Raw genomic sequence first — 16,102 nt, 5'->3', positions numbered from 1 at the left:
GAGTTACACGGTGGGGTTGCGTCATGAAGGTTGAGGGGCAGGGGGTCTTATTGTCCGCATCAGATCTGATGCGGTTCATGTCTTGCAGACATGCGACTGCGCTGGATCTGCGATACGCGAGGGGAGAAGCTCTCTTACCTGCGGACGATACAGATGATGCCAAAATCCTACAGAAGCAGGGTGACGAGCACGAATCTCGGTATCTGTCGAAACTGAAGTCGGACGGTCGTTCCGTCGTCGAATTCGGCCGGGAGGGAGGGTTGGTCGCTGCGGCTCAGGCCACGCGAGAAACTCTCGTACAGGGTCCTGATGTCCTGTTTCAGGGCGCCTTCTTCGCGACCCCGTGGGGCGGCTGGTCGGATTTCCTGGTGCGAGTCGAACGGCCCTCAGCGCTCGGAGCGTTCTCCTACGAGGTGGTCGATACCAAGTTGAAGCGCAAGCCGGATCCAAAGCACATCTTGCAGCTGGTCCTCTACTCCGACCTCTTGGCTGAAATTCAAGGCCTCGAGCCTGAACATGCCCATATCGAGTTGGGTAACGGAGAGCGGTTTTCATTTCGACTTAAGGAGTATGCGGCTTACGCCCGCCATGCGCGCAGCAGGCTGGAAGCTTTTGTGGCTGCGCCGCCGGCCACATCTTCCGAGCCGGTGAAGATGTGCGGACTTTGTCGCTGGCGCGACAACTGCCAGAGCCAATGGGACGCGACCGATAGCCTGTCGCTTGTGGCTGGAATTTCCCGGAGTCAGCGGGGAAAGCTTGTCGCCGCAGGGATCAGCACGATGAGCGAGCTGGGAAAGCTAACCCAGCGTGTGCCGAAGCTTGCCGAGACAACCCGCCAAAGGCTGGCAATCCAGGCGCGCTTGCAGACGGCAAGACGCGCCGGTGGTCCTCCGTCCTTCGAACTTAAGCCATTGGATCCCAGTCGGGGTCTGGCCCTGCTACCGGAGCCAGACGATGGTGACATCTTCTACGATATAGAAGGCGATCCATTCTACGAAGACGGCTTGGAGTACCTCCATGGCGTTTGGTTCGAAAACGGCGGGATTGGCGTTTTCCAAGACTATTGGGCCCATGATCGCGCGCAGGAGGGAGAGGCTGTACGCCAACTCATGGCCTTCTTTGCCGACAGGCTGAGCAAGTTTCCGAATGCTCATGTCTATCACTACGCGGCTTATGAGATCTCAGCTTTGCGGCGCCTGACCAGTAGTCACGGTATTGGCGAGGCGCTGCTGGATCAGATGCTGAGAGAAAAACGTTTCGTCGATCTCTATAGTGTTGTCTCGGGCTCACTTATTGCTTCCGAACCCGCCTATTCGCTCAAAAATCTCGAAGCGTTCTATATGGAAGCGCGAACCGGCGAAGTCAAAACGGCCGGCGGAAGCGTCGTAGCGTATGAAAATTGGCGGGAAAGTAAAGATCCCAAGATCCTCGAGGAGATCCGCGACTACAACAAGATTGATTGCATTTCGACGCAGAAGCTTCGCGACTGGGTGATCTTCTCGGTGAGGCCGGGGGGCATGCCTTGGCGGTCGATCGGTGCAAAGAGTAGCTTGGGCAACTTCAACCTGGACAGCGTCAACGAAGAGCAAGCCGCGGTGGATGCGCTCCGCGAGCGGCTGAAAGTTGTTGCCAGCCGCCATGAAGATCGCGTCGCCGATCTTCTCTTCGACCTCGTTTATTTCCATGATCGAGAGAGAAAGCCCGCCTGGTGGTCAGTTTTTGACAAGATCGGGAAAGAAGCGGAGGACCTTATCGAGGACCTCGAATGTCTCGGCGGTCTTGTTGCTAAATCACGCGCCGTGGACGGTGGCAGGTCGTGGGAGCGCACCTACGAATTCCCCGAACAGGAAACAAAGCTTGGGGCCAGTGGCTGCCACGTAGAAGCCAACGGGTTGCCGGCTCCCGTGACGCTGATGGAGATCGATCGAACAAGGCTGACCGCGACAGTCAAATTTTCTAAGGCCCGCTTCGCTGTTGCTCCTAGTCTGACGTCGATATTGCCTGGCGGCCCCCTAAATACGGACGCCATCGAAGCCGCTATCGAGCGTGCAGTAGATTCAATTGTTCGTGGCAATAGGCGCTACCCCGCCATCGTTGACTTCGTATCGAAATCAGTCCCCCGCTTTTCGGGTAAGGGAAGGCAGACGACGATCGTAGACCCGGGCAAAGAGCTTGTCCCCGAAATCGTGTCAGCAGTCGTGGATCTTGATTGCAGCGTCTTACCAATTCAGGGGCCTCCTGGCACCGGCAAGACCTACGTTAGCTCCTGCGCCATTCTTGAACTCGTTAAGAAGGGAAAACGTGTGGCTGTTGCTTCCAATAGCCACAAGGCCGTCGACAATCTTCTGCGCGCAGTGATCGATCGTGCGACCGAGCGCGGGGTAAACGTCACCATTGCTAAAAAAGGGGGTGACGAGTTCGAAGGCATCTACGCAGATCAAATCCTGCAAACAGAAAGCAATGACGATGAGCATCTTCTCTCGGCCTCAGTTGTGGGCGGCACGGCTTGGTTGTTTTCTCGCGCGGATTTCGACGGGAGCTTCGACTACCTGTTTGTAGATGAGGCCGGTCAGGTCTCAGTGGCCAATATTGTGGCGATGGGGACGTGTGCTAGGAACGTCGTTCTGGTGGGTGATCCCATGCAGCTTTCTCAACCAATCCAGGGGTCCCATCCCTGGCGAAAGCGGACTTTCGGCGCTTGAATATCTTCTCACCGGCCACAACACCGTTCCGGCAGATCGCGGGATCTTCATGCCGGTGTCTCGCAGAATGCACCCCGACGTCTGTCGGTTCATTTCTGAGATCGTCTATGAGGGGCGTTTAACGAGCGACCAGGGTGCCGCTCGTCAAACAATCCTTGGCGGTTCTAACGGTCATTTGTCAGGAGCTCGTTTGGTCGAGGTCCCACATGCCGGCAACAGCCAGTCATCACCCGAAGAGGTTGCCGCAATCCGCCATCAGATCGGATTGCTCCTGGGCAAGACGTTTCGAGACAGGGACGGGAACGAAAGATATCTCGAACTGAGAGATATCCTTGTTGTAGCGCCCTACAACTTGCAGGTAAACGCACTAAAAGTAGGCCTCCCGTCAGGTACGCGGGTCGGAACGGTCGATAAATTTCAAGGCCAGGAAGCGCCTGTTTGCCTGGTATCGATGACCTCTTCCTCCGCGGATGAAATTCCCCGAGGTGTGGATTTCCTCTTTAGTCTAAATCGAATCAATGTTGCGGTTTCGCGTGCGCAAGTCCTCTCATTAGTGTTTGCAAGCCCGCGCCTTCTCGATGTTCCCTGCAACAACGTTGAGCAGATGCGGCTGGTGAACAGTCTTTGCGCCCTAAAACAATACGGCAGTGAAACTGCACGATGCAAGGGCGCATTGAAGCTATAAGAAAAATGGTAATTCGGCGAAATTAGCGAGAGCGCAATGTCTGAATTTGTTTGGTTGGATTATTCTGAAAAAGAACGACGAAAAATGCTCGAGGTTGTGGATCTCTTTAAAGAGCACGACACGCGGGATGAATTAGGGATCGGTTCGGTCCGGGACTCCTTTGCCGATCAATTGTTCCCGGGAACCAGCACGATCATGACGCGGGCAAAGTACTTTCTCCTTGTGCCGTGGACTTACCAGCGACTTGAGAAGCAAAAAATTAGCTCGGCGCAGTTCGCCGCGCGCGCCCGCCGCGCAGAAACAGATCTCATTGAGATAATTGCGGGATCAGAGGATAACGAAGGCAACATCGGGAAATACGCGAAAACAGCTTTGAAGCGGTTACCTAGTAGCGTCTATTGGCAAGGGCTGCATGTTTGGGGAATTCGTAATTTCTTGGGTGCGCAGGCGCAATATTATCGCAGCCTTGATCAGTATTATCTTCGCTATGATACACGGAGGCCGTTCTCGGGAACGCGACGTTGAACACGACGACTTACCTCCTATGAACTGGCATGCCGGCCTAGTGCCGTCACCAAATAGATTTCCAAACGAGTGTTCACTTAGCCTCACTAAAATCGAAGCGCAATATTTGAGGGAACGCATTCGGTTGAGCCCAGGCTGCGCCGGCTCTTTCTTGGCTGAATTGATTGCACGTCCAGACAGGTGCGCCCCAGTCGATTTTGCGTGGTGGCTTCCGCATCTTATCGAGCTCCCGCACAGGGTACGTGAACAGCTCATGCATGCTCGTAATTTTTCTGAATTGATGCACGGCGCACCACTCCTCTACAATTTGATCCTTTCCGAGCAAGAACATCAGAAGGATCGCGTAACCGATTATCGGAACCGCCTTGCTGAATGGTCGGGGATGGTCAGCGAGCGCTTCAATGATTTCAAATCATGGCGGCGGGATGAGTTTTGGGGCCATGTGAAGATTGGTAATCCTCGAATCGGACAGCGAACCATCGATTTCATCAATTCTTGGTGGGATCACGTTCTGACCGGCAATGTTGACGAGCTACTATACAAACCAGCCGTGCGTACGATGATCACCGACCGAGAGCGGCAACTCAAAAAGAACCTCGCCCGGATAGGCAATCCGCGGGCGCGCGAACTTTGGAACGGAGAGGCCGGCTCCGCTCAGTTAGATTTTAGATGGCAGATTAGTCAGAATCTTCTCTCAGATATCTTTGATGGTCTTGAGGTGGCCGATGCTTAGGCCTGACGAGCGCTCTCATTTGATGCACCTTCTTCGTCCGCCGGCAGGCTACAGTTTCAGCCTCGCGGTCGGTACCACGTTTTCTCTTGATTTGATTAGCGCGCTGATGCTCCCCTTGTCATTTGCGTTTTTCGATCGAGAGCGAGCGGACGGTGAACTGGCGGCTGATCCGCTGGCGTTACTCGAAGCTTTACGACGGTATGGCGACCGTTTCACAATATTTTGCCAATCGGGACAAATCCGATTGCCGCCAAAATACCCGCCACTCGTTACCTTTCTCGAACCTTGTATCTATGACGTTGGTGCGCTTGACGAGGAGGGCGTGTTCCATCCAAAAGTGTGGGCGCTCCGTTTCACGAGAGAAGACGGAGACGTTCGCTACCGCGTACTCTGTCTGAGCCGCAACCTGACCTTCGATCGGTGTTGGGATACTGCGGTCGTGTTGGACGGCGAGCACACCGATCGTTCCAACGCAATTAGTGCAAATCATCCGTTGGGTGACCTGTTTGAAAGTCTGCCGACACTCACAACTACTCGGCCCATAACCGGGGAAAGACGGCAAGATGTATTGAGAGTTGCCCATGAATTGCGCCGGGTCCGTTTTGAATGGCCCGAAGGCTTCGATGGCAGTCAGTGTCGGTTTTGGGTTGGAGGGCTCAATGGCCCGTCTCACCCGTTTCCGTCTCGAAGGGACAAGAGCCTCATTGTTTCCCCCTTTCTCTCAACAAATATCCTTTCGGAGTTCATAGAGAGTAGTGGTGAGACTCATCTCATATCCCGACATGACACCCTGATAAACGTTCCCTCCGACGTTCTGCAGAGGTGCAAGAGTGTCCACTACCTAGCGCCGGAGCTTGCTGAGGAAAGCGACGACGAAACGACCGTTGAAATCCAGCGTGACGCGCTGAGTGGCTTGCATGCAAAGCTTTTTGTGGTTGACCGAGGTTGGGACGCTAGCATTTTCAGTGGTTCATTTAATGCGACCACGAATGCGCTAGAACACAACGTCGAATTCATGGTCGAATTGGTAGGGAAAAGAAGCCAAGTTGGCGTTGACCATTTCCTGCGGCAGGCTGCTAACGAAACAAACTTTTCGGATTTATTGCAGTCGTTTCGAACGGACGAATTAGTAACGGAAGCAGATGCGACCGCAAGGCAACTCGATCACTTACTACTGGCAGCTAAAAAGGCGATTGCCGCCTCCCGTCCCAAACTTGTTGTCACTTCGACTAACGAAAACGACATATTTGACGTTCGCCTAGAAGTGACGCGATCACTGGCTTTGAGCAAGGGCATTACAGAAGTCGTTGCGTGGCCAATTAGTCAACAGGCGAGCAGAGCGCTTCCTGTTGGCAAGCAAGTGACCTTCTCTAGACTGTCGTTCGCTGGTCTAACGCCACTCACTGCTTTTAGGGTTGTCGCTCAGGCCGGCGGCGCAAGGGCGGAAGTGACATTCGTGATGAACCTGAAACTTGAAGGTGCGCCGGCCGATCGCGAAGATCGGGTGCTTCATTCTCTCATAGAAAGTCGCGACAAGCTGCTTCGCTATATCCTGTTCCTGCTGTCGTCAGGCAATGAGGCGTCGGCTACAGTCGAAATGTCGAAATTTCTTGATCCTGACGAGGATGCAAGACAGCGTTCAGCACCTCTCCCCAGTTTGTTAGAAACGATGCTGAGAGCGTTGAGCGAAGGCGCAGCCCAGTTCGAGCGAGTGGCCGCGCTACTCGAAGTTCTACAAAGAGGCCCAAATAGCTCGGAGTTGCTGAGTGTCGAATTTCAAAGTGTGTGGGAGCCCATTTGGGATACCGCCAAACGTAGTTTAAGCAAATGACAGACCATCCAGATACCGCGTCGGTGCTCTCCGGTCTGAAGGATTTTCAGCGTGAAACGGTCGATTATGTCTTCGATCGATTCTATGGCCAGGACCCAACGCCACGCTTTCTTGTCGCCGACGAAGTCGGGCTCGGTAAAACGCTCGTGGCGCGCGGGGTAGTTGCTCGAACGATTGATCATCTTTGGCCCAAGGTTGACCGGATCGACGTTATCTATATTTGCTCGAATGCGGACATTGCGCGGCAAAACGTCAAGAGACTTAGCATTCCTGGCTTCGAGGTCGCCGCCCAATCCACAAGACTTACGCTGTTGCCGTTGCAGCTGAAAAACCTTCAAAAGAGCCGATTGAACTTTGTTGCTTTGACCCCCGCGACATCCTTTGAGCAGACGGGGGGTGGGGGGCGCATGGATGAGCGAGTCGTACTTTACTGGCTGCTCGACCAAGCGTGGGGAATTCATGGTTCGCGCGCCGCACTTTACGTTTTACAAGATTATGCGTCGACGAACTCGTTTGAGCGGGCGCTCAACGCGTTCGATCCGCAATCGATCAATGAGCAAATCGCGGCCGAATTTATGTTGAGCCTGGCCAATCAGATTCGCGAAGAAAAGGAGCTAGGAAAGGTCGATCTTCGGCAACGATTTGATGACCTCAGGCGCATATTTCCGAGGGTGGACTCTCAACCGGGCGACAGCGCTACGAAAGAACGTACACGATGGATTGGCGAGTTGCGTCGATTGCTCGCACGAGTGTGTCTCAAAGCGCTAGAACCAGATCTTATCATTCTGGATGAATTTCAACGGTTTAAGCATCTGCTTGAGCAGGAGTCAGAAGCAGGAGAGTTGGCGCGGCTTTTGTTTGATGCAGGGGAGCATGGTGGAGCAAAGGTGTTGTTGTTGTCGGCGACGCCATATCGCGGTTTGAGTCTTCACCATGAAAAGGATGATGATCACTACGAGGATTTTCTCGCTCTACTCAGGTTTCTGGAGAATACCGACGGAAATGACTGCGAGCAAATACTCGCGGAGTATAACAGCGCTCTGCCAGCTGCCATGACGCCGTCTGGCCTCGCTCGGCTTCAGGCGGCCAAGGGCGCTATGGAACGGCGCTTAAGACGTGTGATAGCGCGGACAGAACGGTCAAGCGCTGGCGCGCAAAATGAAATGCTTGTTGATGCGTCTTCAGCGGATGCATCCCTTCAAGCAATCGATGTGCGTGCCTTTATTGGATCTCAGCGCGTCGCAGATGTCTTAGAGCAGGGCGATCTGGTCGAGTATTGGAAGTCCGCTCCATATCTGCTCAATTTTATGGATGCCTATGCGTTCAAAGAAGCGCTCAAGGATGCGCTCGACGATCGGGAAGTTATGCGTCTTGTTCGGTTGAACCAAGAATCCTTCCTTAACCTGGAATCGATTCGCAACTACGGGCAACTTGAGCCGGCAAACCCGCGGCTGCGTGGACTTCTCGGGGAGACAATAGATCGCGGAATGTGGCGGCTATTATGGATGCCGCCTGCGGTTGGTTACTACTCTTTGTCAGGGCCATTCGCCGCGGTGGAACCTGACAAGCTAACGAAACGACTTGTGTTCTCTGCCTGGCATATGGTGCCGCGTGCGGTGGCATCGCTTGTATCTTATGAAGCCGAGAGAGTGATGATGCGGGCAAATGACCCGCGCGGTGAGTTAAAGCGTGACGATTGGTCGAAGCAGCGGGGGCTCTTGCGGTTCGGCACATCGGAAGGCCGTCTTACGGGACTACCGCTCTTTCTACTTGTATATCCCTGCATCTCTTTTGCGCGACATTGTGATCCGCGGGAGCTGGCACGTGGCGCGGTTCCGACCGATACCGAGGCTCTCACGGAGTTCGAGGTCCGTATTAGGCGCCTAGTTGAGGGTTTGCACATCGATCACGAGCTCGGCGGCGTCGCCGATGAACGTTGGTATTGGCTTGTACCGATGTTGTTAGATCTTGCCGAGTGTCCCGATATCGCTCGCGCTTGGTGGACGCGCCCGGAGCTCGCAAAGGATTGGGCAGGGTCGGCATCCGCAGACGAAGATGAAGGGTGGGCACGGCATGTAAGTGAGGCTGCGCAACTACTCGAAGCCTTCGAAGCGGGTAGCGTCCGCTTGGGACCACCACCCGCCGATCTCTATCAGGTTTTATCTTTGTCAGCTTCAGCCGCACCAGCGACGGCGGCATTACGTGCCTATATCAGAACTGGTCGCTCCGACATCTTGAGTTGTTCGCCACTTGTCAATAATGCCGCCCAAACAGGAAGAGCGTTTCTGTCGCTCTTCAATCACGCTGAAGTCATCGAGATGGTCCGCGGGGAGTTTTCGGACGGACCGTACTGGTTGCGCGTCTTGCGTTACTGCCACGCAGGCTGCCTTCAGGGCACAATCGATGAATATTCGCACCTACTTCGCGAGTCGTTGGGGTGCAATGCTGATCCCGCTCCGAAGATGGCCGAAAAAATATCCGCTGAACTTATCGGCGCGCTCACTTTACGTACGGCATCGCTGCGCGTGGACGAGATAACGGTTCCTCCCTATGCGCGTGAGCTGAAGATCAAGCCTGAGTCGATGCATATTCGTTTCGCAATGCGTTTTGGTGACGAACGAAGTGACGAAGAGGTTGCGCCTGACGCGGCGGGCGGGTCAGGTCCCACTCGCAAAGAAAGGGTCCGAGCTGCTTTCAATTCTCCGTTCTGGCCTTTTGTCTTGGTTTCAACTTCGTTGGGCCAGGAAGGCCTAGATTTTCACCACTATTGCCATGCGATCACGCATTGGAATCTGCCTTCTAACCCCGTGGATCTCGAGCAGCGAGAGGGGCGAATTCACCGTTTCAAAGGTCATGCCGTCCGGAAGAATGTCGCTGCCGCCTACGCTAGTGAGGCTCTGCAGGGTGAGACTAATGACGTTTGGGATACGATGTTCGACATTGGCCGCACCAAGCGCTCAAGGGAAGAGAACGACCTCACCCCGTTTTGGCTCTTTCCGGGCAATGCCAAGATTGAACGCCACGTGCCGGCTATCCCCTTCAGCCGGGAGATAGAACGTCTGGATAAATTGCGTCGTGCGCTCGCAATATATCGAATGGTATTCGGTCAGAGTAGGCAGGAAGATTTGCTAGCGTACATTTTAAATGAGTTTCCCGAGCCGGATCGGCTGACGTTGGCTTCGGAATTGAGAATGGATTTGAAGCCAAGAGCGCCTTCGTCGGAAGCTTAGTGTCAACATAAATCATGTTTGATTTCGATCTGATTTGGATGAAAGGTGTCGGATTGTACCTGGAGGAAATGAGCTTTGACGTTTGAAGAGTGCTTGAATGATCTGAAAAGCCAAGGGCTCAAGAAAATTGATGATCTGCCCGACGCGACGGGTGTGTACGGGTTAGCAGATCATCTCGGTGTCATTCGCTATATAGGGGTAACTGCCGCGGATTCGTTTCGCGATCGTATCTACAGTCGTCACGTTAATGGCAGCGAAGAGCGAAGTCACAAACTAGCATGCAATTACAATATCGGCCGAATGTGGCGCAATCGGAAATCTGCCCAGTTCGTTGCGAGTGATGCGAAAATAGCAAAGGACCTTCGCCGTGAGTTCATTCGGCGTCACTGTTTTGCCGCTTGTGTGCCCCTCAGTCTACCAAAACCCTCTCTTGAGATGCTCGAAAAAGAGATCTTCAGCATTGCCCCACCTGAAATGATAAGCTGGAATAGCACGAGAAAGCGGGTCAATCGACTTCCGGAGCCCCGCGACCTTGTGGACTCATTGATTCAGGAGCTTGGTCTTAGCGCCGCTGATATTGCATCGTTAGAAAGACAGGCGAGCCTTTTTGAAAAATACGGCCATTTGGATCTCAGTCCCGCCAGTTAACTGATTTATTGATCACTGAGCCGGATGCTCTTTTTCGGCCGCTCGTTTACTTAGTTTTTCTTTGTCGATCTTTCGATTGAGGACATGCATTTTGCGGTGGCAGTTGGGGCAAAGCGCAACGGTATTCGCGATCGTGTCCTCGCCTCCCTTGGCTAGCCACACGATGTGATGGCACTCGAGGTAGTGCTCGTTTTTCCCATTCTGAAACGGCGCTGGCATCTCGCAGAGATCGCATTTGCCGTTGGCAAGCCGTTTGGCGTATTCGGCCACCGCCGCATCCCTGACATAGGCCGTTGTTTGCGCTGTTCGTGTGGCTGGCTTTCCCTTAGCCATTTTGGCGCGCGCTTTTAGCTCGTTGTCTGTAAGTTGCCGCGCTTTTTCGGCATGACTGCCTTCAATGACGCGTGCTTGTTCTTCGGTAAGAACAGGGATCGCGCCCCCCGGCTTGAGCCGGATAGGAAACATCCAGACCAGACGCTCTTGTTTTGTTTCATCGAGCTGCTCTTCTTGATAGGGAGCGCCGGTCAATTCGACTTCGCCGGCATAGGTATATTTGAATGGCTCCATTGCTTCGAGCAGATGCACATGGACCGCCGTCGATGGGGATTCGTTGAGCGTCTTGTTCTGAGCAAAGGTAAGGCTTTGGTGGCCGCTTTTTCCCATGCCGGTGTAGTGGAGAATATCCCCCTCCCAGCGATCTTGGTACAAGCCCTTGAACGGATCAGAAATCAGTACGAGCAAATTCCGTTTGGAATTAAATCTCATGCCTGACATGGCGCCAACGCCGAAACGCTGACTGATCTCTGCGTTCGTCAGAACGTCTCCAGAGGAGGGGAGTGTCGGTTGCTCTGGCTTTGTAACAACAAAGCCAAGCTCCTCAAGTCGCTTCTTGACGGTAGCTTCGCCGCCAGAGAATTCCTTTGCTGTAAGGGGAGCTTGACCGGACAAGTAGCCATGAGCCGCTCCGGCGATCGCTTTGGAGTCGTAACTGCGGCCGTCCTTCCGAAGCAGATACTCACGCGCTCTCCCAAATTTGTACTTTTTCAGGAATGCTTTGCGCTTGAGCAGGTCGAACTCTTGAATGGCTTGGTTCACCGCTGACGCGGTGAGGTCTAGCAGGCCCATGATGCATCTCGTCTCACAGGTTATATGATCTGACTAGGAGCCGGCGGGCTTCCCTTGGCCGTTGACACCATATCCCACTGCGGGACCGAGGCCAGTCTTGCCGCACTGCAGTCGGCCATTGGCTGACTTATTCCGTAACATCTCATATCGGAATTTCCGGAACCGCCGCTACGATGTTCTCCTAGACTTTCAGCTAATCCGTTTCAGTCCATTTTCCAAAGGCCGGCGCAATTTGCGCGCTTCTTGGCTTAGTGCGTTCAGCGGAGAGCCGAGCTATGCGGTCGGGTAAGGGCCGTGGGCCACGCTGGCTCTCTCTTATGGTTCGCAGTGCCCTGGCTCAGGAGCTTTGTTGGACATCGCTACCTTAGGTTCGCATCCAAGAATGGTGAGGTAGCGCTCGCATCTACGACGACCGAGGGGTCGATACTTGATGCGCCTCCAGGGACCGAGTGGTGGGACGGGCGGAGGTGTCAAAATTAGCTAAGGCAGGAAGTGCTCTCCTAAATGCAGGGCTTTCGCAACGCGGGATTGAAAACGCACCGCCGTCCTCGGTATAGAGCGCGCCGGCGCTGAGCCCATTTGATGCTGAAAAGCGTGCATAAGCAGCAATTCGACGCTTGCAATTGTGTCATTGCACCTCTTATGATTGCATAGGAGCGGGGGCTCACATGCAAGATCATCGCGAGGGCGAGCACGAAAATTCGTTATCGGTGACGCGACGTCGCGTACTGCAGTATGGCGCGCTGCTGTCCGCCGTGTGCGGTCCCTGGCTGAAAACAACATCATCGCTCGCGGCTGCGCCGAGTAACCCTACGTCCTTTCCAGAGTTTAAATTGCGTCGGGACCGCGACGAACTCTTTCTGCGGGTCACGGCGGTAGGATATCAGGACACGGGAGATGGTCGCCTCAGACCACTAAAATCAGCAAAAGAGCGGTTCCTGATTTTCAATTGTGGACCGCAGCACTTTGTTGAAACGGCGCTGCAGCCAACCGATATTCCAGTCGCTTTCCAAGAAGGCGATCTAAGTAAGATTGAGCTTTCTCCCAGCGCCGATAGTACGATCGTCTTTCGCATTCCTCATAGACATTCCCTTCGCCTGTCGTTGGACGAATTGCTTGCATGGCACAACTTTGAATTAGTCCTTCCGGACCTAGACAAGGTTGGCAACAAGTACGATTTAGAAATTCCAAGAACTTCGCCTTCGCTATTTACCCGTATTGAGATGCCTTGGGGTATCGAGCTTTCCCCGGCTTCGTCGTCTTCCAAGTTTGTCTTTACTGATCCATTGCGACTGCGCGTCACCGGGACCTGGTCGGAGCTTTGGACTACGGCCCTAGTAGAGAAAGCCACCAAGGATCGGGAAACACCACTGCAACTGGAAGTCCTGAGTGCGCGTGGTTTCGAGAGGACCAATACCACCGGTTCGGTGGATCAAGGTGATTTGCTTGTAACGTATCGGAATCGTCCAACCGAAAGCTTTCCTTCACCTCCGGTACCGATTTCCAACTACAGCCGGCTGGACATAGCAGCGAGCTTGTCTCGCAGGTTTCCATACACGGGCCTCATTGGCCCCCCACCTGTTGAATCCGGGAAGTTAGCCTACACCAACGAAAGCACGTGCATCGCCGCGTGCTTTGAGCCAGGTCGGACGGTCACCGCGAAGCAGCTTCGCCTAAGCGCCCGCGGCGGGTGGCTATACCTCGAAGGAAAGTGGAACCCTTTCCCCGGATGCGCACTATCTGGCTGGGTCCATTCCGCTAGTCTCGGTCGAGATGACCACGTCGAGGTGGTTAGTGAAGGGTTCCTCTATCCTTTTGGCACGCCCTGCGAACTTATCATTCAATCCGATCGGGTCTTCGCAAAGGACCAGGACGGCCACTATGTCGCGCCGCTAATCAAGCAAGCGTTCCTGCAGATTTCGCAGCCGAACTCAACGACGGTAGGGCATCCAGAGTCTCCGTTCGTCTCAATTTCAATCACGACTGAGCGTTCACCACCATTAGATGTACCGCCGGGCGGCGACGTCGACATCTATCGAAAGTACGACTTCTTCATGCCTCTCGTTAAGGGCGTGCCATTTTCGTTCGAGCACGTTGGACACGGCTGGAACGATGCAGAGCATCGCAGTTCGATGCCGATGTTCTTCGTAAGCAACAAGGCTCGGCTGGCGAATGGGCTCCTTTGGGAGCCGGGATATGCATGGTCACCTCCAGCCGATCCGCCGTCTTGCTATCCGTCGCAGCCTAGTAGCCCTGACGCCGCCCACATCATAATGAAGAGCGGCGAAGGGCTACGAGTCGTAGACAAAGCGTGGGCACTTCAACCCGGTCGGTTCGCTCAGTATAACGGCGCCCTGATCGCGCTTGGTCCGAGCGCTGCAGGCGGCAACACCGCGCAGAAGGTCGATTGGATCGAGTGGACGCGAGCCAACATTCCCGATCTTGCACCAAAGACGATCCAACCACCATTTCGACCCCGCGCGCGGACGATGCGCATTCGCGTGCAGGCGACCAGCCAACTATCGGGCGAACCCTCAGCGTCTATCGTTACCTATCGTGACGTCCGGTTTGCAACGTCCCCGTTCTTGGACCCCGAACCAACGACGCCGGCATCGCAGTATTTCGAAAATGTCACCTGCGACCGAGAGGATCCGGATACTCCATATCTGTACACGTTGGAGACGAGAGCACTGGTAAGCGAGAATGGCCCTGTAACTGCTCGCGCACCAAATAAAATAGCCGAAGACATTCGCGAAAATTATTACGCCGTTTCGGTTGCAACGAGTCCGATACCAATTGCCCTCTTTCTCGGCGTTGACAACGAAATCCGATTTGGGAATTCAGCATCCTCCGATGGCGTCGGCGGTTTATCAGTTCCGGACACGCACGCTAGCACGCTGACGCGCAAGGTTGGGGTGCTCGGAGATGCAACATTCAATGAGCGGCGATGGCCAGGCTACAACGGCCAGATCAAAGCGCGAATTCAAAATACCCAGCGACTGGACTATGCGGCTTTTGGCAGAGCCAGAGAGAAGCTAGATAAGCAACCCTTCGACAAATCCCGTGATCCTGATCGGCGCAAGACAATAGACGCAGCGCGCACACTAATGGGTTTGCCGCCTGGGGTACCTTTACTGACTGCAGCTCACGGAACTCCCTCTCCGGCGCTCAAGCTCGGTGATATGTTCGGAGCGGATGCGCAAGTTATTCCCGGTTTGTCATTCGCTAAAATTTTTGAAGATATCGTACTCGCCGACAACAGCGACGATCCGGATGCCCGAGCCGCAACACCGCTCGTATGGCATGTGCAACTTACCGGGATCGAATGGCTAACGGGACTGTTGAACACGGACGCGAGTTCAGTTTCATTGCCTGACGTTATCGCTGCACTTCTAACAGAGGCGGCCCCGAATCCGATTACCAAACCTCTTTCGATGGGTGTGGAGGCAACCCTTCATTGGTCCAACGATGCGTTCAAGGAGGTCGACGTTGGCCCGGCGGTGTTCATTCCAAAGGACAACACGAAGCTCGTGATCGATGCGAGTTCCCGTCTCGATTTGGGCGTCGTCGTGATACCACCGAACGCATCGGATTTTTCGTTTGCTGCAGGCAAACCGCATATCTCGGCTGCTGCGAAGATTACCGATTTCTCGGTCAAGGTGTTTGGTACGATTCTGGTAAATTTCTCAGCCGTCGCTTTCGAAATCACTGAAGACGGCCATAAGAACTTCACGTGCGATCTTGACTCCGTCGAGCTGCTGCCCCCCCTCGATTTCATAAATCAGATCGCGAGTATTTTTGGCGGGCTTGGTGACGATCAGGGAATCAAGATCGAGCCATCTCCTCGACAGATACAGATTTCGCAGACCCTACGGTTCCCTGACGACGATGAACCCCTGTTCATGGGACCGGCCATGATAACGAACCTGTCGCTAAGCTGGTTCGTCACGATACCCCTAATAGGGCGGGACGTGCTGGCCGTTGGCTTCGGCGTATCATCGCGCGAAAAGCCCTTAACCATCTGGGTACCACCCTACTATGGCGGCAAATCCTACGCGCTGATCGAAGCCACGACCAAGGGTCTGCGCCTCCTAGAAGTCAGCATGGAATTTGGCGCGCTTATTCCTATCACCTGGGGAATCGCAACAGGACAAGCGTCGATAACTGCCGGCATTTGCTTTTCGCTTATGCGCGACGACCAACATAACAGCGGCACAACTTCTCTACGCGCATTTGTAAAGGCATGCGCTGACCTTATGGTCGCAGGAATTATACAGTTTAACGGACTCATTCTCATCGCGCTCACTGCGGAAACAGGCGGCAGCGGCGATCGGATAAGTGGCACTGCTACTGTAAGTGTCTCAATCAAGATCGGATTCTTTAGAGTCACGTATGCCTTCACAGCCGAGCGCCATGAGGACAAGAGCAGCGGTTCTGCCGTGGTCGCGCTCATGAGTGAGCAATCGAACGTAAGAACCGAACTTTTGAACGACAACGTAAAGGGAGCCAGTAAGACGCGACGAGCTACCCCACCATCAGAATTGAGGCCATTCGGCCCCACTTTTTCAAAACAGAGACGCGCTGCCTTTGTACGAGTTTTGGCAGGTTATCGATTGTGAGGAA

Annotated in this window: 9 protein-coding genes; 8 read left to right on the top strand and 1 reads right to left on the bottom strand. The window is 54.2% G+C overall.

Annotated elements, in window-relative coordinates; translation table 11 throughout:
• Positions 1–23 precede the first annotated feature (23 nt).
• From WDM24_RS29920 to WDM24_RS29890, 7 genes are all read left to right on the top strand, one after another.
• Positions 24–2,702 carry a TM0106 family RecB-like putative nuclease gene (locus WDM24_RS29920; protein WP_338828329.1) on the top strand — a complete coding sequence of 893 codons (2,679 nt, stop codon included), beginning with the start codon at positions 24–26 and terminating at the stop codon, positions 2,700–2,702.
• Positions 2,703–2,769: 67 nt separating this feature from the next.
• On the top strand, positions 2,770–3,387 hold the full coding sequence (locus WDM24_RS29915; RefSeq protein WP_338828328.1) for a C-terminal helicase domain-containing protein: 618 nt from the start codon (positions 2,770–2,772) through the stop codon (positions 3,385–3,387).
• 36 nt (positions 3,388–3,423) lie between these two features.
• Positions 3,424–3,912, top strand: coding sequence for a DUF6361 family protein (locus tag WDM24_RS29910; protein ID WP_338828327.1), 489 nt, complete (start codon positions 3,424–3,426; stop codon positions 3,910–3,912).
• Positions 3,800–4,645, top strand: a complete 846-nt coding sequence (locus WDM24_RS29905) for a DUF6361 family protein (protein WP_338828326.1) — start codon at positions 3,800–3,802, stop codon at positions 4,643–4,645. Before WDM24_RS29910 ends, WDM24_RS29905 begins: the two co-directional genes overlap by 113 nt.
• Positions 4,638–6,476 carry a phospholipase D family protein gene (locus tag WDM24_RS29900; protein WP_338828325.1) on the top strand — a complete coding sequence of 613 codons (1,839 nt, stop codon included), beginning with the start codon at positions 4,638–4,640 and terminating at the stop codon, positions 6,474–6,476. The genes WDM24_RS29905 and WDM24_RS29900 overlap by 8 nt, the downstream gene beginning before the upstream one ends.
• Positions 6,473–9,706, top strand: coding sequence for a helicase-related protein (locus tag WDM24_RS29895; RefSeq protein ID WP_338828324.1), 3,234 nt, complete (start codon positions 6,473–6,475; stop codon positions 9,704–9,706). The genes WDM24_RS29900 and WDM24_RS29895 overlap by 4 nt, the downstream gene beginning before the upstream one ends.
• A gap of 75 nt (positions 9,707–9,781) precedes the next feature.
• Positions 9,782–10,354, top strand: a complete 573-nt coding sequence (locus WDM24_RS29890) for a hypothetical protein (protein WP_338828323.1) — start codon at positions 9,782–9,784, stop codon at positions 10,352–10,354.
• 12 nt (positions 10,355–10,366) lie between these two features.
• Here the strand turns inward: WDM24_RS29890 and WDM24_RS29885 are convergent, their stop codons facing one another.
• Complete coding sequence (locus tag WDM24_RS29885) at positions 10,367–11,479, bottom strand: HNH endonuclease signature motif containing protein (RefSeq protein ID WP_338828322.1); 1,113 nt, start codon at positions 11,477–11,479, stop codon at positions 10,367–10,369.
• Positions 11,480–12,147: 668 nt separating this feature from the next.
• Here WDM24_RS29885 and WDM24_RS29880 point away from each other — a divergent pair.
• Positions 12,148–16,098 (top strand): hypothetical protein, encoded by a 3,951-nt coding sequence (locus tag WDM24_RS29880; RefSeq protein WP_338828321.1) that lies wholly within the window; start codon positions 12,148–12,150, stop codon positions 16,096–16,098.
• Positions 16,099–16,102 lie beyond the last annotated feature (4 nt).

Origin of the sequence: Bradyrhizobium sp. 27S5 (assembly GCF_037217225.1) — a bacterium.
Classification (GTDB): domain Bacteria; phylum Pseudomonadota; class Alphaproteobacteria; order Rhizobiales; family Xanthobacteraceae; genus Bradyrhizobium; species Bradyrhizobium septentrionale.
Note: the sequence above shows the minus strand (reverse complement) of the source record. Positions and strands in the feature narration are given on the sequence as shown.